The organism is Pseudoalteromonas sp. SWN166, from assembly GCF_015864485.1.
In the GTDB taxonomy this organism is placed as follows: domain Bacteria; phylum Pseudomonadota; class Gammaproteobacteria; order Enterobacterales; family Alteromonadaceae; genus Pseudoalteromonas.
Genome location: NZ_JADYXB010000002.1, coordinates 75,157 through 97,896, shown reverse-complemented (window position 1 = coordinate 97,896; position 22,740 = coordinate 75,157). Strand labels below are relative to the sequence as shown.

At 39.7% G+C, this 22,740-nt stretch carries 23 protein-coding genes; 9 read left to right on the top strand and 14 right to left on the bottom strand.

Annotation, left to right across the window (positions count from 1 at the left end):
• Positions 1-9 precede the first annotated feature (9 nt).
• Complete coding sequence (locus tag I6F49_RS01690; protein ID WP_197178105.1) at positions 10-672, top strand: glutathione S-transferase; 663 nt, start codon at positions 10-12, stop codon at positions 670-672.
• An 8-nt stretch (positions 673-680) separates the two neighbouring features.
• Here the strand turns inward: I6F49_RS01690 and I6F49_RS01685 are convergent, their stop codons facing one another.
• A complete protein-coding gene (locus tag I6F49_RS01685) occupies positions 681-1,055 on the bottom strand; it encodes a TfoX/Sxy family protein (protein ID WP_197178104.1) in 375 nt (124 codons plus the stop codon).
• 191 nt (positions 1,056-1,246) lie between these two features.
• Here I6F49_RS01685 and I6F49_RS01680 point away from each other — a divergent pair, with 191 nt between their 5' ends.
• Positions 1,247-2,509 carry a valine--pyruvate transaminase gene (locus I6F49_RS01680; protein ID WP_197178103.1) on the top strand — a complete coding sequence of 421 codons (1,263 nt, stop codon included), beginning with the start codon at positions 1,247-1,249 and terminating at the stop codon, positions 2,507-2,509.
• Positions 2,510-2,907: 398 nt separating this feature from the next.
• A complete protein-coding gene (locus tag I6F49_RS01675; RefSeq protein ID WP_197175111.1) occupies positions 2,908-4,110 on the top strand; it encodes an Nramp family divalent metal transporter in 1,203 nt (400 codons plus the stop codon).
• 101 nt (positions 4,111-4,211) lie between these two features.
• Here I6F49_RS01675 and I6F49_RS01670 read toward each other — a convergent pair whose 3' ends face one another.
• Complete coding sequence (locus I6F49_RS01670; RefSeq protein WP_197178102.1) at positions 4,212-4,664, bottom strand: hypothetical protein; 453 nt, start codon at positions 4,662-4,664, stop codon at positions 4,212-4,214.
• Between I6F49_RS01670 and I6F49_RS01665 the strand changes: the two genes are divergently transcribed.
• Positions 4,649-5,839, top strand: a complete 1,191-nt coding sequence (locus tag I6F49_RS01665) for a PQQ-dependent sugar dehydrogenase (RefSeq protein ID WP_197178101.1) — start codon at positions 4,649-4,651, stop codon at positions 5,837-5,839. The genes I6F49_RS01670 and I6F49_RS01665 overlap by 16 nt on opposite strands.
• Before the next feature lie 470 nt (positions 5,840-6,309).
• Here I6F49_RS01665 and I6F49_RS20295 read toward each other — a convergent pair whose 3' ends face one another.
• From I6F49_RS20295 to lrp, 11 genes are all read right to left on the bottom strand, one after another.
• Positions 6,310-6,480 carry a hypothetical protein gene (locus I6F49_RS20295; RefSeq protein WP_231615003.1) on the bottom strand — a complete coding sequence of 57 codons (171 nt, stop codon included), beginning with the start codon at positions 6,478-6,480 and terminating at the stop codon, positions 6,310-6,312.
• 117 nt (positions 6,481-6,597) lie between these two features.
• The gene (locus I6F49_RS01655; RefSeq protein ID WP_101162874.1) at positions 6,598-7,017 is read right to left on the bottom strand and encodes a hypothetical protein; all 420 of its coding nucleotides are present in this window, start codon (positions 7,015-7,017) and stop codon (positions 6,598-6,600) included.
• Between the two features lie 226 nt (positions 7,018-7,243).
• Complete coding sequence (locus I6F49_RS01650) at positions 7,244-7,987, bottom strand: hypothetical protein (protein WP_197178100.1); 744 nt, start codon at positions 7,985-7,987, stop codon at positions 7,244-7,246.
• Between the two features lie 583 nt (positions 7,988-8,570).
• A complete protein-coding gene (locus I6F49_RS01645; RefSeq protein ID WP_197178099.1) occupies positions 8,571-8,987 on the bottom strand; it encodes an IS1096 element passenger TnpR family protein in 417 nt (138 codons plus the stop codon).
• Between the two features lie 295 nt (positions 8,988-9,282).
• Positions 9,283-9,870, bottom strand: coding sequence for a hypothetical protein (locus tag I6F49_RS01640; protein ID WP_166419449.1), 588 nt, complete (start codon positions 9,868-9,870; stop codon positions 9,283-9,285).
• 172 nt (positions 9,871-10,042) lie between these two features.
• On the bottom strand, positions 10,043-11,347 hold the full coding sequence (gene serS, locus I6F49_RS01635) for a serine--tRNA ligase (RefSeq protein WP_096793228.1): 1,305 nt from the start codon (positions 11,345-11,347) through the stop codon (positions 10,043-10,045).
• Positions 11,348-11,356: 9 nt separating this feature from the next.
• Positions 11,357-11,737 carry a fluoride efflux transporter CrcB gene (crcB, locus tag I6F49_RS01630; protein WP_021032117.1) on the bottom strand — a complete coding sequence of 127 codons (381 nt, stop codon included), beginning with the start codon at positions 11,735-11,737 and terminating at the stop codon, positions 11,357-11,359.
• The gene (locus I6F49_RS01625; protein WP_197178098.1) at positions 11,730-13,073 is read right to left on the bottom strand and encodes a replication-associated recombination protein A; all 1,344 of its coding nucleotides are present in this window, start codon (positions 13,071-13,073) and stop codon (positions 11,730-11,732) included. The genes crcB and I6F49_RS01625 overlap by 8 nt, the downstream gene beginning before the upstream one ends.
• On the bottom strand, positions 13,066-13,692 hold the full coding sequence (lolA, locus tag I6F49_RS01620; RefSeq protein WP_197175101.1) for an outer membrane lipoprotein chaperone LolA: 627 nt from the start codon (positions 13,690-13,692) through the stop codon (positions 13,066-13,068). Before lolA ends, I6F49_RS01625 begins: the two co-directional genes overlap by 8 nt.
• Entirely contained in the window at positions 13,689-16,187 is a 2,499-nt protein-coding gene (locus I6F49_RS01615; RefSeq protein ID WP_197175099.1) for a DNA translocase FtsK, read from the bottom strand. Before I6F49_RS01615 ends, lolA begins: the two co-directional genes overlap by 4 nt.
• Positions 16,188-16,360: 173 nt before the next feature.
• Entirely contained in the window at positions 16,361-16,840 is a 480-nt protein-coding gene (lrp, locus tag I6F49_RS01610; RefSeq protein WP_007582985.1) for a leucine-responsive transcriptional regulator Lrp, read from the bottom strand.
• A 142-nt stretch (positions 16,841-16,982) separates the two neighbouring features.
• Here lrp and ald point away from each other — a divergent pair, with 142 nt between their 5' ends.
• Positions 16,983-18,104, top strand: coding sequence for an alanine dehydrogenase (gene ald / locus I6F49_RS01605; RefSeq protein WP_010552621.1), 1,122 nt, complete (start codon positions 16,983-16,985; stop codon positions 18,102-18,104).
• A gap of 119 nt (positions 18,105-18,223) precedes the next feature.
• Here ald and pssA read toward each other — a convergent pair whose 3' ends face one another.
• Positions 18,224-19,549, bottom strand: a complete 1,326-nt coding sequence (gene pssA / locus I6F49_RS01600) for a CDP-diacylglycerol--serine O-phosphatidyltransferase (RefSeq protein WP_024590327.1) — start codon at positions 19,547-19,549, stop codon at positions 18,224-18,226.
• Between the two features lie 287 nt (positions 19,550-19,836).
• Between pssA and trxB the strand changes: the two genes are divergently transcribed.
• The 4 genes from trxB to infA all read left to right on the top strand — a co-directional run bounded on the left by trxB (position 19,837) and on the right by infA (position 22,607).
• Entirely contained in the window at positions 19,837-20,787 is a 951-nt protein-coding gene (gene trxB / locus I6F49_RS01595) for a thioredoxin-disulfide reductase (RefSeq protein WP_008168643.1), read from the top strand.
• Between the two features lie 97 nt (positions 20,788-20,884).
• Positions 20,885-21,601 carry a leucyl/phenylalanyl-tRNA--protein transferase gene (gene aat, locus I6F49_RS01590; RefSeq protein WP_197119315.1) on the top strand — a complete coding sequence of 239 codons (717 nt, stop codon included), beginning with the start codon at positions 20,885-20,887 and terminating at the stop codon, positions 21,599-21,601.
• Entirely contained in the window at positions 21,594-22,298 is a 705-nt protein-coding gene (locus I6F49_RS01585) for an arginyltransferase (RefSeq protein ID WP_197119355.1), read from the top strand. Before aat ends, I6F49_RS01585 begins: the two co-directional genes overlap by 8 nt.
• 90 nt (positions 22,299-22,388) lie before the next feature.
• A complete protein-coding gene (infA, locus tag I6F49_RS01580) occupies positions 22,389-22,607 on the top strand; it encodes a translation initiation factor IF-1 (protein WP_002962494.1) in 219 nt (72 codons plus the stop codon).
• Positions 22,608-22,740: the final 133 nt, after the last annotated feature.

Here is a 22,740-nt window from a genome sequence, read left to right as displayed (position 1 = left end):
AGTAATAACATGACATTGCCATTATTATATTCATTACAACACTGCCCATACGCAATGCGTGCACGAATGGGTATTTTAATGGCAGAGCAACAAGTGCTACTACGCGCTATTAAAACTAAAAACAAACCACCGCATCTTTTGCAAATATCGCCAAAAGGCACGGTGCCAGTTTTGTTATTACCTAATGGCCACGTAATAGATGAAAGCCTAGACATTATGCTCTGGGCGCTTAAACAAAACGATCCGCATAATTTACTGCATACTCAGGACCCGCTAGCACTTGAGCGTATGCTTGAGTTAATTAAGCTAAACGACACGCAATTTAAGCCAGTCCTCGAAAAATACAAATTTTATGCTCGTACAAAAGACATGGCGCAAATTTATTACCAAAAAGCCTGCGAAGGGTTTATTAAGCAATTTGAAGCAAAACTAACCACGCATAAATACTTAATGGGCGATGAAAAAAGCCTAGCCGATTATGCCCTACTTCCTTTTATTAGGCAGTTTGCCCGCGTAGATAAACACTGGTACTTACAAAGCGAATATGCACACATACGCGCATGGTTAAACGAATTTTTGCACGCCCCGATGTTTACCAAAGTAATGACCAAATTTGATTTGTATATGGACTGCGGCGAAGAATTTTTATACGGCGTTAAAAATAAAAAGTAACTTTTTGTTTAAACAGAAATTTGCTTTGCGACTTTAACCTTTTTTAGTTTCGCCTTTTTTGGCGGTAGTGAATCAACAAAGTCACTAACAATGGTAAGCCACTGAGCTAAATCTGTATCTGACTCAAACCCCTCAGGCATTACATATACCATGGTTTTTATGGCCCTACCCGTAAAGTCCATTTTGGTTGCATGAGGTTTAGCTAAACAATGCTCATAATTATCAGCGCCCGTACGCACCATTAATTTATCGTCGATAATAGCGCAGCACATATGATCTGAGAGTAAAAAGCATAAACCGCCAAACATTTTTTTGACCTTTAAATCGTCACGACTCTCAAAGTACTCGTAAAGCCTTTCTTCTAAACCGCGATCAAATGCCATAATTAGCTAATTTCTTCTAATATAAATTTACTACTTGTGCGCAATTGTATTTTAAATAACTGTATTTGTAATGCTTAAAATAAATGGCCTTGTACACAATAAAACAATGCCGTGAATTATTCTCAACATGCAATTTAAGCACATAATTTACGCTATACTGCCCTCCCCTTTACTAGCGTAAAACAGGTATTATGAACTACTCAAACTTTGGCACTAAATTTACACAGCCCAACGGCATTACTCAGTTAATGGAAGACTTAGGCGGTGCTAAAAACAGCAACAATCCTAATATTGTTATGCTGGGTGGCGGTAACCCCGCATTAGTGCCACAAGTAAATGATGTGTTTTTAGCCGAGTTACAAAAGCTAGTTGCTAGTAATAAAGTATCGCAAGTATTTGGCCTTTACGATGGCCCTACCGGTAACGACGAGTTTAGAGCTGCATTGGCGGGCCAGCTAAGTAAAGAATATGCATGGGATATTAGCGCCGATAACGTAGCACTAGGTAATGGCAGCCAAGCTAACTTTTTTGTGTTGTTTAATATGCTGGCAGGTGAAATGCCTGATGGCAGCCATAAAAAGATTTTATTTCCCCTTGCGCCAGAATACGTAGGTTATGCCGACCAAGGTTTATCGGATGATATGTTTGTTGCCATAAAACCAGATATCGAAATTCTAAATACTGAAAATGGCTCAAAACAATTTAAATATGTGATTGATTTTGACGCAGTTGAAAACGTATTAGCAACCGACAGTAGTATTAGTGCACTTTGTGTATCACGCCCTACAAACCCTACCGGCAACGTAATTACCGATGAAGAAGTACGCCATTTGGATGCGCTTGCACATAAGTACGCTATACCGCTTATTATTGATAATGCATATGGCGATCCGTTCCCTGGTTGTATTTACACCGATGCAAACCTAACGTGGAACTCAAACATTATTTTATGTATGTCACTTTCAAAACTTGGCCTACCTGGTTTACGCAGCGGTATTGTAGTTGCCAATAATGAGATTATTAAAGCCATCGGGCGCGTAAATGGCAGTATGGTGTTATCGCCAAACAGTATTGGCCCAAGCTTAGTGACTCGATTAATTAACGACAACGAACTACTCCCACTGTGCCGTAATGTTGTGTTGCCTTTTTATCGTAATAAAGCACACATAGCGATTGAGTTGTTTGATGAAGTATTTGCCGAACTGCCTGTTTATTTGCACAAAGTTGAAGGCGCATTTTTTATGTGGCTATGGTTTAAAGATGCAAAAATAACCAGCGAAGTGTTGTATCAAAAGCTTAAAGAGCAAGGCGTGTATGTGATCCCAGGTCACAACTTTTTTATTGGCATTGACGACAGTTGGGCGCACAAGCACGAGTGTATTCGTATTAACTATGCTACTGATGCCAATACTCTAAAAAAAGGCTTAGAAGTGATTAAATCGCTAATAAAGTAAATACACTGATGCTGATATTAATATCGGCATCACCTATTTAACTCGATTGGCTTATATATTCGTTTAAAATTTACTGCATTTAATACTCTGCTTATTTGTGCAGTAAGCGTTATTTTAACTTTGAACCTTAGCTTGTAACACTTACTCATACCCACTTTTAGCTTAAACTTTATTCAAACGCACTTTATCCCCTTTAAATATATATATAAATTGGTATCCTACGCGACCTTTTTTAACATATGCTTGTTAAATGAGAACCAGCCAAGGGGCGATAATCGCTGCAAGGCACTTACTGTAAGTGGCAGCAATGACACAACAGGCATCGCGTATAAATATCGTTTTTAAACGTTGGATGTAACTTTAAATAAAAACGTGCAATAGCACTATTAAGGTCAATTATGCGATTAGGACCAGGACTTCTCGTCACCGCTGCCTTCATTGGACCAGGGACCATTACTACTGCCAGCGTGGCAGGTGCAAACTTTGGTTTTGCACTTATATGGACATTACTGTTTTCAGTAATTGCCACTATATTATTACAATCTATGGCGGCGCGCCTTGGCGTTGCTACCGGGCAAGATTTAGCTCAAGCGCTCAGAGCACATATTCAAACGCCCTTATTTAAATCTTTGGCTATATTTTTAGTTATTAGCGCCATTGGCGTGGGCAGTGCAGCTTATGAAGCGGGTAACTTAAGTGGCGCTAGCATGGGCTTAATTGAAATATTCCCTCAAGTTAGCTCTCAAATATGGACACCACTTATTGCTTTTTTAAGTGCTGCTTTATTGTATAGCGGCAAACATAAAGTGGTTGAAAACGCGCTAATTTTACTCGTTATTTTAATGAGCTTAGTGTTTATCTCAACACTTGTAATGGCTGCTCCCTCGCTCAGTGATGTATTTTCAGGTTTTATCCCTAGTATGCCTGAGGGTTCTATTACAACCATACTCGCTTTAGTTGGCACTACCATTGTGCCGTACAACTTATTTTTACACTCCGGCGTGCTCGCTGCTAGGCACGACAGTAACAGCGATATGGAAAAAGTGATCAAACAAACAAATGTTGATACAGGCCTATCAATTACCTTAGGCGGTGTGATCACGCTCGCTATTTTATCTACTGCATCGGTTGCATTTTATGGTACAGATGCGGGGCAAATTAGTGCTGCTAACATGGCCGTACAGCTAGAGCCATTACTTGGCGATGCCGCTCATTACTTTTTTGCTATTGGCTTGTTTGCAGCTGGTTTAACAAGCGCCATTACAGCGCCACTTGCGGGTGCTTATGCTGTGTGTGGCATGTTAGGTTGGTCAAACGATATGAGTAACGCACGCTTCAAAGGCGTTGCTATTGTTATTTTATTGTTTGGTGCTGCGGTTGCCTCACTCGGTTTAGACCCTGTAGCGGTAATTATATTTGCGCAAGCAGCTAACGGGTTATTACTCCCTATTGTTAGTACTTACCTAGTATGGCTGGTTAATCAAAAAGGCGTTATGGGCAACTACACAAACTCTGTGGTTTTAAACCTAGTCACCCTACCCGTTTTAATCCTAATTTTTGGGCTAAGTAGCTACAAACTAATTAGTTTGATTTTTAGTTAAATTCTAAAAAAATCATATTTAAAGCCGCTGTTTATAATAAACAGCGGCTTTTATTTGTTAATCATCAAAATAATGTATAAGCCGTATTCACATTCATACATCTAACACTCTTTTTGGTTGTTAGTTACCTTTATTAATTGTGAAAACGCATAACCACCTACCGCGCCTGCAAGCAGCTGCAAATAAAAACCCCAGCCTCTTGCTCCCGCTATAATATGAATATTCATAATTGATTCAATGGCAATTAACACAATAGCAAACGCCACAATGCCCGCAATAACAAATAGCTGAGTACTGTATTTTTGAGCCTTTTTATTGAGCTTTACGGTAACAAAAAAAGCGATGGCAAGTGCTACGGCAATAATAGCGCCGTAGGTAGGTAATAGACCTAACCAATCATCAAGCGTTAAACTAGCACGATCACTAAAGCCCACCACTACACCTACTTTAACTAATTGATTGACAACGTATTGGCTATGAAACAAGCTAGCAAGTGTGAATGTAAGTAACCAAGAAATTAAAAATGAAGGCAATATACGTGTTAAAAACGACATGGTTATATCAACTTAAAATAAAGCTTTTCTCTTATACTAGTCATGCTAGCAAAGGCTTGCCCCGTAAACAATGTATCTCTTTTTTTACACTGCTTTCGCTTTTTTCGTTTTCTGTTAATGCAGGCGTTGCGCTCCCAAAGGAGCAATACAGTACAAAAATACTGGCTACTCAATTACAATCTCCGTGGAGCATGGTTGAACTACAAAACGGCACCTGGTTAATTACAGAGCGTGATGGTCACGTAGTGATAGTTAAAAACAACGCGCAATCAAGAGTAAAATTAAACCTTGAGGGCTTATACGTTGCAGGCCAAGGTGGTTTACTCGACATTGTATTATCACCAGATTATAACGACTCCAAAGAAATTATTTTTACTTATGCCCAAGGTGATGCAAGCGCAAACAGGCTGGTTGTTGCCAAAGCCACATTTAACGGCACTCACTTTTCAAAGCCTAACGTTATTTATAAAGTGGCAACTGATAAAAACACACCGCAACATTACGCTGGACGCGCCCTTGTACTACCCGATAATACGTTATTAGTTTCAACGGGCGATGGGTTTGACTTTAGAGAGCAAGCACAAGTTATCACCAGCCAACTTGGTAAAATATTACGTATAAACCTAGATGGCACCATTCCAACAGACAACCCATTTATTAATAACGAAAACCTAAATGCACATGCTGTTTACTCACTTGGTCACCGTAACCCACAAGGCTTAGTTTATGATTATGATACACAGCAAATTGTTAGCCACGAACACGGCCCTGCAGGCGGTGACGAGCTAAACTATTTAACCGCTGGCACTAATTATGGCTGGCCTGTAATCACTTATGGTAAGGATTATTCGCAAGCGCGTATTTCACCATTTACCGAATATAAAGGCATGCAAAAACCAAGTGTTAATTGGACGCCATCAATAGCCCCATCAGGCATGGCGTATTATGGTTCTAAACATACCGCTTTCCCTTCACTGCAACAACATGTACTCATAACTACACTCGTCGATAAAAAACTCTACAGCGTTAATCTGGCCAACGGTGAGTTTACTCAGTCTCACGTCTTCCCTGAGGCCGCAGGAAGACTAAGAGATGTATTTATAACTGATAAAGGTAACGTAGCGGTATTAACCGATGGGAAAGATGCAAAGCTAATGTTGATGACATCAAATTAATTCACAAGGGGCGTAAGAGCCGCTGCGCTTTAAAAGTAACGTAGCGGCTTTAAATAAGCCACTTTGGTTAATTAAGTAATTTGATTAGTAAGATCAGGGTTTAACCCCTTTATCTTTAAGATTAAGGTGATCGTCTTTATTATGTTCTTAATAACGTTCTTGTCTCCAACTGCCTCTGCGAATACTTACTGTGCTTGTTATTTACCCGATTCTAATTGCTGTCTCAATAACTCAATAAGTTGAGTGTTAAGCCCTGTAATTTCGGCTTCTAGCACCTTCACTTTAGCCTGCGACTCTTCATCATCTTTACTGCGTAATAATGCAGCTTCTTGTAGTAGCTTTTCAAGCTTTTCTTGTATTTCAGCAATCTGTTCATCAAGTGGGTCACCTTCTGATTGTGATGCCTGACTTACATCTTCATTGCCTGATAATTTGCGTAACGCCTCTCTATTTTGATCTTCCAGGCTTTTTTATTTTCCTTCTTCAGATATATCCACTTGGTCACTTTGATCCGCTGCTTTGTGAATAGTCGCTTTTTCGGTTACTTCATCAGCTACCACCTTTAAAGTTTGTTTTTGCGGGTAATTTTGCGGGTAAGTTTCTAAAGGTTTAGAGGTTATGTGAACTGACATTTTATCCATTTTAATATTCCTTGTTCCTTCAATTATTGGCGAGAAGTAGTTAACTATAAATATAATGCTTTACCAAAAGCCAATTGTAATAGCCCTTGTTTGATTCTTTATTAGATTACACTTTACTCACAAGCTTGCCCATTGTTGTTTTAAACCAACAAGGTGAACAATACCAAAAGATAAACAAATAATAGAACTCCAAATCCAAAACTCAGGCGAACGCCCCATAGGGTTATTTATCAGAAAGAATCCAGCAACACCGCGGGCTAAATAAATAAAAGTTATTAATACAAGAGCAAGTCGGATGAATGGAAGTTTAAAAATCACACCTGCGGCTGAAAATGCATACAATGACCAAGTTGATAGAATCAGAACAATTACACTAGTAATAAGAGTTGGTTTAATACTTCCTTGCTCAGAAAGTAATGCCATTTGCTCTCCTGCACCGAAGAACCGATACCAAGAACCTCCAAAATAAATACAACCTAAATGCAAAGTTGCTACAACAGCACTTAATGTACCTGCAATTATTAGAAAAACATTCATAGAGCGATAAAACCTCTGTGAGACATAACGAACCTGTAAATTAGCTGGTTTATTTATCTTGATAAACAAACCATAGCCGGGTTTTTATCTGGGTACAATAGTAGAATACGTTCCTAAAAAGAGTAATTCTACAGCCTCAACGCCCGCTTAAGCGGAAAAATATAGTTGGCTAAAATGTTGAACGGAGTTAAAACAACCAACTGTATTTTTCCGTTTGAAACGCTTGTTAGCTGGTTACCCACGGAACACCAAAGACAAGTGCTCCATACCTGTCATAGATAACATACAAAATAGATAAAATCATGATAAAACACGATCCTGACATTACATAATCAAACTTAGAGTTATCATCATCATTTATTAGCCGCTTAGTAATGCTAATGAAAAGATAACCACACATTAATAACTGTAAAATAACAATAACAGGGAATAAAAATTTAGCTGTATTATCCATTTTTAATACTACTTCATCCCACTCAACAACCTGAAAACCATTTTTATAACCTTTTATGCGCCCATTAATAGTAAACTCACTATCTTGATTTCCACTAAATAACACATTAATCAGACCACCATCTCCGGACTCTATTGCTTCATCTCCAACTATATTTATATATAAGCAATCTTTTTCTCCATTTTCATCTAGAGAAAATTGTAAATTTTCTCTAGATGAATTTATGAATCTTGCTTGTAAAATACGAGTATTTTCATTGGGGCATAACCGCAACCTATCTGTTTCTGAGAACATAGATTTATCAAGGTAATTTCCTCCCGCATTCCACATTAAGATATCTGTAGAGTACAGATTATCTATTTTGTTTTTTTTCCAAAGGAGAGTTAAATCACCTGTTTTATCTGTAACTTCAGCCAATAATCTTGAATTCTGTACAGCATATTTAGGTTCAACTTCAGCTTTGGCTGCAAAGTAAAGAACCACCGCAACACTTATGCCTATAATTATTCCTGTCAATGGATGCTTAATTATTTTATTGAACAACTTTCATACTCCAGAGTCTTTTACCAGCTAACGAGCCTGTAGATTAACTCGTTTTTTATTTGTTTTTATTTGTTTTTATTGATAAACAAACCATAGCTGAGTTCCTATTTTGGTTCAATCGATTACTGTATTTTTACGCAGAATATAGAAGTGTTTGATATTGTTTTAATTGGCGTTTTGGAAGGGATTACGGGTGTTTGAGTGGCTTTTATTTAGAGTAAGAGGGCTTACCCTTCTTAATGCATCGTGTTTTGCAGCTTTTCTATATTATGAACAAGGTAATACAGTTGCCCCACCGTAAACCAAAGATATTCACTTTCGTTTGACCCCATAAGGTCAGTTTATTCATGTCTTTATTAACAGTAATTTTAGGATGGGTGTCTAATTAATTTTCCGACATCAAGGTAATTGGCGTTATTAATATTAGGTTAGAGCACGTAGTTTTAACCGTGGACTAACATAATATGAGTTAAACGAAAGGTATACTAATGAATACAAGCGGTGGTCAAAACGAGTTGAGCACAACGCTCTACAACTACCTGATTAGATAAAACCATCAATCCCAATCAGGGTATTGTTCCGGTTTTATACCGCTTTCGAGTACCACTTGAGGATAAAGTATATCAGGCTTTTCACTAAAGCGTTTTTTTCTGCTTTTACTTATTTGAAACAACCAGCTATCACCGTAATCAAACATATAATAGAGCTTTTTGCCCTTAGCTTGTGGAAATATGCTATCAATTGTTTCCTGGGTTACCTTATCTTCATTGCATGCTATACGTTGCGCGTTTCTAGAGTAATAAGAGTTACCAATACAAAACTCATACATATGATCATTATCAAAGTCTACAGCACACAAAATTGCCTGATGTAATTCATCCAAACTATAGTCAATTGGGATTTCCAAAGCACATTCCCAATCATTATAAGCGTGCATACCTTCAAGTAATTTTATCTTTAATGTCTCAATCATATCCAGACTCCCCCTTGTTACCTATATTGAATTAACGGCCTATTAAACGGACGGATATTTTAATTAAACTAATTATACTGCGCCACTAACCTTACTTTTTGTGCCAACAAAATTTAGAGTGGCTGTCTTTTATTATCGATGATATAGGCAACTCATATTATTCCTGATTTTTATATAGAGCGGTGATTACACCGCTTAACTACAAAAAAATGAGTGCTAAATTTAATTAACCCATGATTCAATTAAAAACCTAATGGCTTGCTTTAAATATCCTGCGTTTATATATCCTATAAATTTATTGAGGTAAAGCAATATGTAAGCTACTTAACAAGAAGTAGTAAGCCGTTACAGTTAAAATACCTAAACCAAGCACCATAAATGTTTTGTATTTAAATCCATGACGTTGCGCTTTGGCCCTGTCTTTATGCGAGGCTACATCCATCATTTCATCACCAAAATAAATTGACAAAAAAGTACCAAGCGCACTAATCAATAAAATACTCCAATAGGGGTACGGCTCTGACAAAATATGTTTTAATAACTGAGTTACGAATGTTAAGTCATAAATTTCAGGGGTTTTAAAATACATATACACATTAATACCGATCGCAACAAACCAAAGTACTATTTGTGTATAGGCCATTTTAATTTTAAATAATAACCTTATTGGAAACGCTAAAATAAACCCACCATCCGCAATTGGCGTACATAAAACAAAAAAGCTCCATGTAAGTACTGAAACACCAAAGCCTGTAGACGCATCATATTTCCAGCTCATATACGAAAAATAAGCAATAAGTACGCACAATAAAGCAACAAACTTAAGTAGTGTTTCTTTATGTGTGTCGTGTTTAGTATGAAATGTAATATGGCTATTTAACATTAACGTTGTTTCCCTTGCGAGTTAATAATATATTTTAAAATTAATGTAATGTGTATTTCAAGTGGTTATAGTAGATTAATAACAGTCATTAAACTTTAGTGTATAACTAGAATGAAAAATGCCGCGTTTCCATTTAGATAACGCGGCATTTTAATGTTTTACTTGCTACGAATTATTGTTTACCAATCACTTCCAGTCCACCCATGTACGGGCGTAATACTTCTGGTACTACTACTGTACCATCGGCTTGTTGGTAGTTTTCTAATATTGCTACTAGTGTACGGCCAACGGCTAAGCCTGAACCATTTAGTGTATGTAGTAACTCTGGCTTTTTAACACCTTCACGGCGAAAACGTGCTTGCATTCTGCGAGCCTGAAAATCAGCCATGTTTGAACATGATGAAATTTCGCGGTATGTGTCTTGCGCAGGTAACCATACTTCTAAATCGTATGTTTTAGCTGAACCAAAGCCCATGTCGCCCATACATAAAATCACTTTACGGTATGGTAGGTCAAGTGCTTGTAGTATTTGCTCTGCATGACCTGTTAACTCTTCAAGTGTTGCCATTGAGTCTTCTGGTTTTACAAGCTGTACAAGTTCAACTTTATCAAACTGGTGCTGACGAATTAAGCCACGCGTATCGCGGCCATAGCTGCCTGCTTCACTTCTAAAACATGGAGTGTGAGCAACTAAGCGAATTGGTAAATCGCTTTCGTCGTAAATTTCGTCGCGCGCGCTGTTAGTAAGCGGTACTTCAGCTGTAGGAATTAAGCTAAAGCCGGCTTGTTGTTCGCCATCGTCGTTTACAAGGCCCAACGTATGGAACAAATCACCCGCAAATTTAGGTAATTGGCTTGTGCCGTAAAGGCTAGCGCTATTTACTAAGTACGGTACATACATTTCTGTGTAGCCGTTTTTATCAGCGTGTGTATCTAGCATAAATTGCGTTAGTGCTCGGTGCATACGCGCTACTTGACCACGCATTACGGTAAAGCGTGCGCCACTAATTTTAACGCCCATTTCAAAGTCTAAGCCGTTTAGGTCTTGCCCTACATCAACGTGATCTTTAACTTCAAAATCGAATTTTTTAGGCGTGCCCCACGTTAAAATTTCAACGTTGTCGTCTTCGTCTTTACCCGCAGGTACTGACTCATCTGGCAAGTTAGGAATTGCTAAGGCAATGTCGTTAATTGCGGCTAATACTTCATCTTGCTCAGTTTTAGCAGCGTCTAGCTCGCTACCTAAGTTAGCCACTGCATCAAGTAGTGGCTGCGCGTCTTCGCCTTTTGCTTTGGCTTGACCAATTGCTTTTGCGCTTGCATTACGTTGACTTTGAAGTTCTTGCGTTTTTACTTGTAATGTTTTGCGTTTTTCTTCAAGTGCCGTTACCGTCGCTACATCGAGTTCGTAACCGCGCGCTGCTAAACGTGCTGCAGTTTGTTCGATGTCTTGACGTAAAAATTTAGAATCTAACATGTTAGTTTTTTAACCTTTTTGCATTACTAGCTGAAGGCCCAGCCAAGCCATAAAAATACACACCATCACGTTTAAGATGATATTGAGGGCCATTTTAATAAAGTGACCTTGTTGTAATAACAACAACGAGTCCATTGAGAATGTTGAAAAGGTGGTTAATGCACCTAAAAAGCCAATACCGATAAGGGTTTTGGCGGGGCTTGCGGTGATAATTTCTTTATCTATCAAACCGTACAAAATGCCCATTAACAATGAACCCAGAATATTAACCGTCAACGTGCCAAAAGGGAATCCCCTACCGAGGAGTTTTAGCATGCTTTCGCTAATAAAAAACCGTAAACACGCACCTGAGGCTCCGCCAAGTGCAATCATCATGTAAAGTTTAATCATTTTCGTACCGTTTAAGTGGGCTTTGCGCATCGCGCTCTTTTAGGTAGTCGAGTTTTTGTTTAATTTTTTGCTCAAGCCCGCGATCGCTCGGTAAGTAATATTCTTTACCTTCCATTTCTGGCGGTAAGTACTTTTCACCTGCGGCAAATGCGCCTTCTTCGTTATGCGCATAGCGGTACTCGGCGCCGTAACCTAGGTCTTTCATTAAGTTGGTTGGCGCATTGCGTAAATGCTCTGGCACAGGGTAACTTGGCTCGTTTTGAGCATCCTGCTTGGCTTGATTAAACGCCATATACACCGCATTACTTTTGGGGGCGCTGGCTAAATACAATGTGGCTTGTGCAATAGCACGCTCACCTTCGCCAGGGCCTACTCGCTGAAATATATCCCATGCGTTTAACGCCACTTCCATTGCGCGCGGATCGGCGTTACCAATGTCTTCTGTGGCAATAGCAAGTAATCGCCTTGCTACGTATAGAGGGTCACCGCCACCAGCTAAAATTCGACAATACCAATACAATGCACCATCAGGAGAGCTGCCACGTACTGATTTATGAAAGGCTGAGATTAAATCGTAAAACTCATCGCCGCCTTTATCGTATTTAGCTAAATGAGTAGGTAACACTTGGCTAAGTACGTGCTCATCTACGTTGTATTGACCGTTTTTCTCGGTAGTTAAATCAACTGCTTGTTCAAGTAAATTAAGTACTTTACGCGCATCGCCGCCACTTGCTTGGCACAGTGCCTTTTTAGCGTTGTCGGCAATAGTGATGTGTTTTTGGCTTAGCTGCTCGTCTTGTTTAAGTGCGCGCTCTATTACAGTGTATAAATCGGCATCGGCAAGCGACTTTAAAACATACACTCGCGCACGCGACAATATAGCGTTGTTAAGGGCAAACGAGGGGTTTTCGGTGGTTGCACCTACAAATATAAAGGTGCCGTCTTCTATGTGCGGTAAAAACGCATCTTGCTGAGATTTATTAAATCGGTGTACCTCGTCAACAAACATAAGGGTGCGTTGGCCGCGGCTTTCTAAGTTATCGCGCGCTTGCGTTACACTGTCACGTATATCTTTTACGCCTGCGGTTACCGCCGACATTTGAATAAGTGAGGCATCTGCATGGTTGGCAATTATTTGCGCTAGTGTTGTTTTACCTACACCCGGCGGGCCCCACAAAATTAAACTATGGCAGCGCCCCGCTACAATGGCTTGATGCAGTGGTTTGTCAGCACTTAATAAATGCTGTTGGCCAATGTACTCGTCAAGCGTTGTAGGGCGCATACGCGCGGCGAGTGGGCGTACATCGGGCCCAAAATTAAATCCTAAATTACTCACCGTTACTCTGATCGTCTATTTCAACACCTTCAGGAGGCGTAAATTCAAAAGTGCTCTTATCAAGCTGTGTATTAACTTGGGCATCGCTGAACGTAAATGACGATAGCTGCCCTGAGTTGTCAGTAACTACTAGTTTAGCAAGGCCTTGTTCGTTATCTGCAAACGCTATATCAAGTTGTTCTACTTGGCTTTCTACGCCTTTATTTGGTGTTACGCTAAAGCCTGTATTTGTTGCAAGTACGCTGTATTTCTCCCATTGTGCTGGGTCTTTTGATGTAAGTAACACAAATGGTGTTGAATCAATTAGGCTGCTGGTTTTCATAATCGTTACTTGCTCAGCAAAACTGTCGAAGTAATAGGTTTTATCACCGTTTGATACAAATAATGTATCGTCTGGATTAGTTTGCTGCCAGCGAATCATCATAGGCTGTTGGAGCGCTATTGTGCCCTCGCCTTGCATTACTGCTTGGCCTTCTTTGTCTGTTACTTTTTGTGCAAATTGCGCTTTAAAGCTTTTTAAAGTGGCAAGTCTGTCTTGTAATGCTTGGCTGTCGTCAGCAAAGCTTGGTGCGGCAAGTACGCTGCCTAACACTAATAATAAGGCGTTAACTTTTTTCATAAATTTGCTCCATTAGGTACTAATACATCGCGAGCGCCGTTATGACCTGGTGAACTCACGATACCCGATGTTTCCATTTGTTCTACTAAGCGTGCTGCTCGGTTATAACCAACACGTAGTTTACGTTGTACTGACGACACCGATACTTTGCCGGTTTCGATTACAAACGACACGGCTTCGTCGTATAATGGATCGTTTTCTTCGTCTGCATTTTCGCTTGCTTCACCTGGTAATAAAATATCCTCGCTTGCATCGCCATTGAGTATTTCATCAACGTAATTTGGTTTTGCACGCGCTTTCCAATCGTTTACTACGGCATGTACTTCATGGTCGTCTACAAACGCGCCATGCACACGCTCTGGTACGCTAGTACCTGGTGGTAAATAAAGCATGTCACCCATACCCAGCAGGTTTTCGGCGCCTTGTTGATCAAGTATGGTACGTGAGTCTATTTTGCTCGATACCTGAAATGCCATACGTGTTGGTATATTTGCTTTAATTAAACCTGTAATTACATCAACCGATGGGCGCTGAGTTGCCAGTATTAAGTGAATACCAGCCGCACGTGCTTTTTGGGCTATGCGGGCAATCAGCTCTTCTACTTTTTTACCAACAATCATCATCATGTCGGCAAATTCGTCAATTACTACAACAATACTTGGTAATTTACCTAGTTCGTCCGGGCCTTCTTTCATGCCATCTGTGTCTTTAAATAATGGATCAAGAATTGGGTAACCCGCTTCTTTGGCTTCAAGCACTTTTTGGTTGTAACCTTTTAAGTTACGTACACCTAATGCTGACATTAATTTATAACGGCGTTCCATTTCGCCTACACACCAACGCAGTGCGTTAGCGGCTTCTTTCATGTCGGTCACTACTTCACACAACAAGTGCGGAATACCTTCGTATACTGAAAGCTCAAGCATTTTAGGGTCAATCATGATCATACGTACATCGTCAGGACCCGATTTGTACAGTAAGCTTACTATCATGACATTAACGCCCACTGATTTACCTGAACCGGTTGTACCTGCTACTAATAAGTGTGGCATTTTACCAAGGTCGGCACATACAGGCTGACCGGCAATGTCTTTACCTAACACCATAGTAAGTGGCGAAGGGTTTTGTTCAAATTTTGGGGCGTTTATTACTTCTGACAAACGTACTATTTCACGGTGTTTGTTAGGAAGCTCAATACCTACATACGTTTTACCTGGTATAACTTCTACAACACGTACACTAATTGCCGAAAGCGAACGCGCTAAATCTTTAGCTAAGCCTGTAATTTTAGATACTTTAATACCGGGTGCTAAATCTAGCTCAAAACGTGTAACAACTGGCCCTGGGTATACAGCAACAACTTTAGCTTGAACGTTAAAGTCGAGTAGTTTTGTCTCTACTAAGCGCGATACTGTATCGAGCTCTTCTTGCGAAATTGGGTTTTTAGCTTTATCCGGTCTGTCGAGTAAATCAAGCGACGGTAATGGCCCCGGTGGTGGCTCTTGCGTGAGTAATTGCTCAAACTTTTCTTTAGCCGTTGGCGGCGGTTGATACGCAGGTTTTGGTTTAGGCATTGGCCTAGCTGGCGATACAACCGTTGTAACTGGTTTTTCTGGCTCTATAACGGGGCTCTGATCGAGTGCATTTAATGCAGCTTCTGTATCCATTGGCTCGTCGTCTATGGCGCTAAAGCCAATCTCTTGATCGAGTATGTCGTCAAGCTCATCAAACGGCATAAAGTCGTCACTAATTTGTGGCTCGCTAAATGGCGTTTGCGGTTTATTAATTGCTTTTTGTTTATCTGCTTTTTTAGCTGATGTAGGTAGCTCTATTTGCTCATGAATATCGTCTTCAAAGTGAGCGTCAGCTTCATCGTTATTATTTGCTTTGCCCGCAGCGTGTTCTCGGTGCATCCAACCTTTTGCGTACGATACTATAAAGCGATAAAACCTAACCATTAAATCGCCAAGGTAATCTACAAAATCAACCCACGATACACCCGTTAATAAGGTAAGCCCGGCAAAAAAGAAACACAGCAATAATATAGAGGTGCCGGTAAAGTTAAACGCAGGCATCATGGCTGATGCAATAACATCGCCCACTACCCCACCAGAGGAAAAGTTATAAATATCGTCAAAATTGATACTACTAATAGCGGTAGCTGAGGTGATAAACAAAGCAAAACCAATAACACGCAGCGCTAAGGTGGTGTAATCAAGCTGTAAAATGCGGTGAGGTTGTTTAAATAGCAAGTAGCCAAATAGCTGAATGGCCGCTGGCACTAAGTAAGCCAACCAACCAAAGGTGAGTAATAAAATGTCGGCTATCCATGCACCGGCTGCTCCTGTGATATTGCTTACTTCGCTAAAACTAGTTTGCGACCATGCAGCATCTGCTGGATCAAAGCTGATCAAGGCACATAAAATAAATATTGCCGTAAAGGTGCTGATAATCAGCCCAGTTTCTAATAGTCTTTGCACACCGTTTAGGCGCATAGTTCCCTATTCCTCTTTATTATTCTATTTTTATTCACACTTACTTAGCAGTTAAATACCTTAGCAGGAAATGCAATTTGTTGCACTTTATCTTAACCTTGATGGCCTGATTATGAACAAGTTTTTATAATTTGAGCTTACATAAGCAAATGACGCAGCTAATATAAATAACCTTAAGTAATATAAGGACGAATAATTACGCCTTCTTCACCTTTTACTTCTTCCATTACTACATAAGTTCGGCTTTCACTAACGTTAGGCAATTTTAATAATATGTCACCTAATACACCACGGTATTCTGACATATCATTTACGCGCGTTTTAAGTAAAAAATCAAAATTACCCGATACTAAATGACATTCGATAATTTCTTCGTGCTTTTTAACGGCCGCACTAAACTCATCAAATACGTCGGGAGATGTTTTAGTAATTGTTACTTCTACATACACCGATAAACCTTGCCCAAGCTTAGCTGGATCGACCACTGCTTTATAGCCAAGTATGTAGCCTTCTCGTTCTAGCTTTTTCACTCGCTCCAGACAGGGCGTGGCGCTTAGGCCAACTCGTCTGGCCAGTTCAACATTTGACAAGCGTCCATCGTGCTGTAATTCCATTAAAATTTTACGGTCAATTCTATCTAATAACTGATGCATAGTACCAACTAGTTTTTTGTGCTGTTTATTTTTGTTATATAGATGATAACACTAGATTTGACTTTAAAAAAGGTGAGACACACGGGCTTATGATGAATATAATAGTGAAAAATGTTAATCCGTTCTTAATAAGGCAAATGATATGATTATTGGTGTTCCTAAAGAAATTAAAAACCATGAATACCGTGTAGGTATGGTTCCTGCGAGTGTTCGTGAATTAGTAAACCACGGTCATCAAGTGATTGTAGAAACTGATGCAGGCATGGGTATTGGTTTTACTAACGAAGATTACACGCTAGCGGGTGCTGAGATTTTAGCAACTGCTGCTGACGTTTTCGCTAAAGCTGACATGATTGTAAAAGTAAAAGAGCCACAAGCTGTTGAACGTGCAATGTTACGTGAAGACCAAATTCTTTTCACTTACTTACACCTTGCACCTGATCTTCCACAAACTGAAGACCTTGTAAAAAGCAAAGCTATTTGTATTGCATACGAAACTGTAACTGACTCTCGCGGTGGTTTACCACTTCTTGCTCCTATGAGCGAAGTTGCTGGTCGTATGTCTATTCAAGCTGGTGCACAAGCGCTAGAAAAATCTAACCACGGTCGTGGCATGCTACTAGGTGGCGTACCAGGCGTTGAAGCAGCTAAAGTTGTTATCATTGGCGGCGGCATGGTTGGTCGTAGTGCAGCGCAAATGGCTGTTGGTCTTGGTGCTGAAGTTGTCGTTCTTGACCGTAACATCGACGTATTACGTGCACTAGACGCGCAATTTGGTAATAAAGTTAAAGCTATTTACTCAACTGCTGATGCTCTAGAAAAACACGTACTAGAAGCTGATTTAGTAATTGGTGGCGTACTAATCCCAGGTGCAGCTGCACCTAAACTAGTAACTGCTGAGCACATTAAAGCAATGAAACCTGGTTCTGCAATTGTTGACGTTGCAATCGACCAAGGTGGCTGTATTGCTACTTCTAAAGCAACTACGCATGCTGATCCTACTTTCATCGTTGATGAAGTTGTTCACTACTGTGTTGCTAACATGCCAGGTGCTGTTCCACGCACATCTACGTTTGCACTTAACAATGCAACATTGCCTTTCATCATTAACCTTGCAAACAAAGGTTATAAAAAGGCGCTACTAGATGACGCTCACTTCTTAAAAGGCTTAAACGTAATTAAAGGCCAAGTAACTTACAAAGAAGTAGCAGAAGCGTTCAACATGGAATATGTTGACCCACGCACAGCGGTAGAAAACGCATAATTTAGCGTTTTGTAGTTAGGTTGGTATTAAGTAATGTAGCTACCTAACTACAACCCATAAAAAAAGCAGCTAATTAGCTGCTTTTTTTGTATTTAAATTTCAGATTTATATAAACTTATTTAGATAAAACGCTTAATTATAAAATCTACTTTTACGCGCTTAGCTTGGCCAAGTAGTTTTTTAACTGGCTGCGGGTAATCATCCATCGTTTCTAAATCATCTGGGCCTGTTAAACGTCGGCAGTGTTGTAAAATTTCCTGCTTTTCGTTATCAATAGCATCCATAATTGTTTGCTCTGGATCTTCTATTAAAATACCGTTTTCAATATCAAGACCCCATGCACGCGGATTTAAGTTATGCCCGCTCAGTAAATGTTTTGTTCTATCTGAACAAATACCTTTTAAATGAAACGAATTGCTTTCATCTTTCCACAGATACACATTTAAATTACCGTTATCGATATGGCGCTTTTGTGTTTTTACAAACTTATGCAAAATAGTTTCGTATAAATAAGGTAATGCCCCTATTTTACTAAACGGCTCGCTTGGCGGTAAATAAAAGTCATTTGCTGTTTTATCGCCTACAACAATAGTCACTTGCTTGCCTTGCTTTAATAATCGGCGCAGTGATCGCATAAGCGGTGCCGGAAAATTAAAGTATGGCGTATACAATACAAGTTCTTGCTCTGTTGTATCAAATAACGCTTTTATTAAACGATTTAACTCGTTATTGCGACGCCCAAGCCCTAAAAATAAGCGAATACCTAATGCTTGCGTATTTAGCTGCTCTGCTGCGTTATAACTTGCGACTTTTAAATCGCGCATTAACTGCTTTTGATCAAGCTTAAAGTCGTGCAAACGCTTAAGCGGTCGCGTGTCTATACGCGGCACAGCCACTGAACTAAGCAGCTTTGTTTCAATAAAATCAACCACTGAGTCACACAGTTCGCTCTGCGTTATTAAAAAGTAACGATCGAGCCTGTAGCGCTCGTTGTATTGCAAGTACACGTTGTTTAAGCTTGCACCGCTGTAAAGTAATGTGTCGTCAATTACAAAACCTTTTAAATGCAGTACACCAAAAAGCTCTTTAGCTTTTACAGGTACGCCATACACTTGTACATTCGATTTAAACTTTTCTAAATCGTCACAGTATAAGCTTGCGTTGCCGTCTGATTTATCTGCGCCAATTAAACCACGTTGCGCACGATGAAAATCCACCAGCACTTTTACCTCAAGTGCCGGGTTTGCCAATGACACACGATGCAGCGCTTCTAAAATTTCGCGACCTGCTTCGTCATCTTGTAAATACAACGCCGTAATATAAATTCGTTTTTTTGCGTTCGCTATCAAGCGTAGCAATTGCGTTCGGTAATCTTGCGCATTGGTTAAGACGTTAACGTCTTTTGAAGTCAACCCGAATGCGGGTTTTTCCTGCCAAAATAACATAGTTGCCTATTTGCTTAGGTCACATAATCTATCAGTGACAAATAAAATTAGGTAAAACATAACAAAAAAAATCAAAGGGGTCATGAAATAACGCTGTTTTGTTGCCTGTTAGTCTATTTATTGAGCTACTTAGGCATTTTAACTGTAAAAGCACAGAGCTCTAGTACACAATACTGCACAGCTTTTCGATTTGATAAAAAAAATAATCACGGATTTTGTTTACATCTGCCTTGTTTTTCTTAGAATCGAGCGCATTAAAGACCGTATTAAACGTTTAGGAAAAAATAATGACTGAAGCAAAACATTGTAAGCTACTAATTTTAGGCTCTGGCCCAGCTGGTTATACTGCCGCAGTATATGCAGCACGTGCAAATTTAAACCCTGTTTTAATTACAGGCATTCAACAAGGTGGCCAATTAACAACCACAACTGAAGTTGAAAACTGGCCTGGTGATGCACACGGTTTAACAGGTCCTGCGTTAATGGATCGTATGAAAGAGCACGCTGAGCGCTTTGAAACTGAAATCATATTCGATCACATCAATAAAGTAGATGTATCTAAGCGCCCTTTCACACTAACTGGCGACCAAGGTACTTACACATGTGATGCATTAATCATTGCAACGGGTGCTTCTGCTAAATACTTAGGCCTAGAGTCTGAAACTAACTTCCAAGGCCGTGGTGTTTCGGCATGTGCTACGTGTGACGGCTTTTTCTATAAAGGTCAAAAAGTAGCGGTTGTTGGTGGTGGTAATACAGCGGTTGAAGAAGCGCTTTACTTATCTAACATTGCTGACGAAGTACATGTTATTCATCGTCGTGATAGTTTCCGCAGTGAAAAAATACTTGCTGATCGCCTTGCTGAAAAAGCAGCAAACGGTAACGTTGTAATGCATTACAACCGCACGCTTGACGAAGTATTAGGCGACCAAATGGGCGTAACCGGCGTTCGTATTAAAGATGCACACTCTGATGCAACTGAAGAGCTAGATTTAGCAGGCGTATTTATTGCTATTGGCCACAAGCCAAATACTGATATGTTTGTTGGTCAACTAGAAATGAAAGATGGCTACTTAGTTGTAGAGTCTGGTCTTCACGGTAACGCGACTCAAACAAGCGTAGAAGGCGTTTTTGCTGCAGGTGATGTGTCAGACCACATTTACCGTCAAGCAATCACATCTGCGGGTACAGGCTGTATGGCTGCCCTTGATGCTGAACGTTTCTTAGATAATTTATAAGCAATTAAATAAATTATTATAGGGCTGATTATTCAGCCCTTTTTTTATGCCTAAAATATAGTTACACTTTTAAGATCAATTATAAAATAAGTACTGTATGAGAAATCAGCTATACCAATTAAGCGAAAACGATATAGCATTCCCCAATCCGGAATACGCATTAGAATCCCCTGATGGCTTGTTAGCAATTGGCGGAGATTTGAGTTTACCTCGCCTAAGTAATGCCTACAAAAGCGGAGTATTCCCTTGGTTTAGTGAAGATGAGCCTATTATGTGGTGGTCTCCCAGCGAGCGAGGCATTTTTGAGCTTAATGATTTTCATATAAGTAAGAGCCTGCGTAAGCATTTAAAAAAGCACCCTGTAAGAGTAACCATTAATAATGCCTTTGAAGAGGTGATAGAAGCCTGTCGCGATCAACGCCTTGATACCGATGGCACCTGGATCACCTCTGACATGCTCGAAGCTTACGTTAATGCACACAATGCTGGCATTGCACATAGTTTAGAGGTGTGGAGTAACGGAGAGCTTGCAGGTGGCTTATACGGCATTATGCAAAATGGTGTTTTTTGTGGCGAGTCTATGTTTCATCATCAAACCAATTGCTCTAAGCTTGCTATGTGGGCACTGGTAAATTGGCTTAAACGCCATAATGCACATTTTATTGATTGCCAGTTAGAAAACCCTTATTTAATGACTCTAGGTGCACAAGTAATCCCCCGTTCCACATTTTTGACTAAACTAAAAGCTGCACATAACTATACTGTTAACCCTATTATGTGGGAGCCACAAGAACTTGACGCAATCTATGAATGAGCAACTTCCTGCACGTGTTGGTTTAACCCAAGAGTTTGACTGTAGTTATTTACCCAACAGACAAGAGCAACTTTTAGTTATTCTTGATCCCAGTTGCTACAGCACCGACAAATTTGAGTCTTTATTGGGCTTAGGGTTTCGTCGCAGTGGTAACCAAATATACCGTCCACACTGCCCAATATGCAGCGCATGTAGTTCTGTACGTGTATTAGCACAAGACTTTATGCCCTCAAAATCGCAAAAACGTAAACTAAACAAAGCAAAAATACAGTTTGAGGTAAAATATTCAACGCAAGAGCGACCTGAGTACTATCCACTTTATAGCAAGTACATAACGATGCGTCATCAAGACGGAAGTATGTATCCTCCTGAAAAAGAACAGTTTCAAAGTTTTTTGCTTTGTAGTTGGCTCAAGATCACATTTATTGAACTGTGGCACCAAGATACTTTAGTCGCGGTTGCCGTAACTGATTGTATGAATAGCGCTATTTCAGCAATCTATACTTTTTTTGATCCCGACTTTGAACATTATAGCTTAGGCTCTGTGATGATATTAGAGCAGCTAAAGTTTGCTAAAGAGCAAAATAAGCAATACGTGTACTTGGGCTATCAAATTGATGAATGCGACAAAATGAAGTACAAAACTCAGTTTTTACCTGCTCAAAAACAGCTCAATGATGAGTGGGTGGCTATTTAATTTGCAAATATAGCCCCTGCGCCTTTACTTATTGGAGTATTTTGGGCAAAATCTGCAGCGTTTAACTATTAAAGAGGTGTTACGCTAAACATGGCGAAAGAAGACGTAATCGAAATGCAAGGGACAGTCCTTGATACTTTACCAAATACAATGTTCCGAGTTGAGCTAGAAAATGGTCACGTAGTTGTGGCTCATATTTCAGGCAAAATGCGCAAAAACTATATCCGTATTTTAACCGGCGATAAAGTAACGGTAGAAATGACTCCTTACGATTTATCAAAGGGTCGTATCGTATTCCGTGCTCGCTAAGTAAGTGCGTAAACGAGATTTAGTTTTTGGCTAGTGTTTTACTAGCTTTAAGCGTTTATTAAATGTAATTGATAGACATTGACTAGCAATTACATTTAATAAACAAAAAGCCCAGTTTTTGCTGGGTTTTTTG

Coding starts and splice junctions, on each gene's coding strand:
- I6F49_RS01685 (WP_197178104.1), bottom strand. CDS start 1,055: ATGGCATTTGATCGCGGTTTAGAAGAAAGGCTTTACGAGTACTTTGAG.
- I6F49_RS20295 (WP_231615003.1), bottom strand. CDS start 6,480: ATGGATAAAATGTCAGTTCACATAACCTCTAAACCTTTAGAAACTTAC.
- crcB (WP_021032117.1), bottom strand. CDS start 11,737: ATGATTAAACTTTACATGATGATTGCACTTGGCGGAGCCTCAGGTGCG.
- trxB (WP_008168643.1), top strand. CDS start 19,837: ATGACTGAAGCAAAACATTGTAAGCTACTAATTTTAGGCTCTGGCCCA.
- I6F49_RS01675 (WP_197175111.1), top strand. CDS start 2,908: ATGCGATTAGGACCAGGACTTCTCGTCACCGCTGCCTTCATTGGACCA.
- ald (WP_010552621.1), top strand. CDS start 16,983: ATGATTATTGGTGTTCCTAAAGAAATTAAAAACCATGAATACCGTGTA.
- I6F49_RS01645 (WP_197178099.1), bottom strand. CDS start 8,987: ATGATTGAGACATTAAAGATAAAATTACTTGAAGGTATGCACGCTTAT.
- aat (WP_197119315.1), top strand. CDS start 20,885: ATGAGAAATCAGCTATACCAATTAAGCGAAAACGATATAGCATTCCCC.
- I6F49_RS01680 (WP_197178103.1), top strand. CDS start 1,247: ATGAACTACTCAAACTTTGGCACTAAATTTACACAGCCCAACGGCATT.
- serS (WP_096793228.1), bottom strand. CDS start 11,347: ATGTTAGATTCTAAATTTTTACGTCAAGACATCGAACAAACTGCAGCA.
- pssA (WP_024590327.1), bottom strand. CDS start 19,549: ATGTTATTTTGGCAGGAAAAACCCGCATTCGGGTTGACTTCAAAAGAC.
- I6F49_RS01640 (WP_166419449.1), bottom strand. CDS start 9,870: ATGTTAAATAGCCATATTACATTTCATACTAAACACGACACACATAAA.
- lrp (WP_007582985.1), bottom strand. CDS start 16,840: ATGCATCAGTTATTAGATAGAATTGACCGTAAAATTTTAATGGAATTA.
- I6F49_RS01585 (WP_197119355.1), top strand. CDS start 21,594: ATGAATGAGCAACTTCCTGCACGTGTTGGTTTAACCCAAGAGTTTGAC.
- I6F49_RS01615 (WP_197175099.1), bottom strand. CDS start 16,187: ATGCGCCTAAACGGTGTGCAAAGACTATTAGAAACTGGGCTGATTATC.
- I6F49_RS01670 (WP_197178102.1), bottom strand. CDS start 4,664: ATGTCGTTTTTAACACGTATATTGCCTTCATTTTTAATTTCTTGGTTA.
- I6F49_RS01655 (WP_101162874.1), bottom strand. CDS start 7,017: ATGAATGTTTTTCTAATAATTGCAGGTACATTAAGTGCTGTTGTAGCA.
- lolA (WP_197175101.1), bottom strand. CDS start 13,692: ATGAAAAAAGTTAACGCCTTATTATTAGTGTTAGGCAGCGTACTTGCC.
- I6F49_RS01690 (WP_197178105.1), top strand. CDS start 10: ATGACATTGCCATTATTATATTCATTACAACACTGCCCATACGCAATG.
- infA (WP_002962494.1), top strand. CDS start 22,389: ATGGCGAAAGAAGACGTAATCGAAATGCAAGGGACAGTCCTTGATACT.